This is a genomic window from Priestia sp. VA7 (assembly GCF_055710015.1).
Map to the genome: position 1 here is coordinate 1 of NZ_JBVQPN010000082.1, position 231 is coordinate 231.

The 231-nt window shown below is 53.2% G+C and carries 1 rRNA gene; it reads left to right on the forward strand.

From position 1 onward, the window contains the following. Positions 1-231: ribosomal RNA gene (locus tag AC0C45_RS30310) — 23S ribosomal RNA — on the forward strand; the annotation flags it as partial.

Sequence of the window (231 nt, forward strand, 5' to 3'; positions counted from 1 at the left end):
CGTTTGAGTAATGGGGGGACGCAGTAGGATAGGGTAAGCGCGCTGCTGGATATGCGCGTTCAAGCAGTTAGGCTGATGAGTAGGCAAATCCGCTCATCATGAAAGCTGAGCTGTGATGACGAGGGAATTATAGTACCAAAGTTCCTGATTCCACACTGCCAAGAAAAGCCTCTAGCGAGGCGGGAGGTGCCCGTACCGCAAACCGACACAGGTAGGCGAGGAGAGAATCCT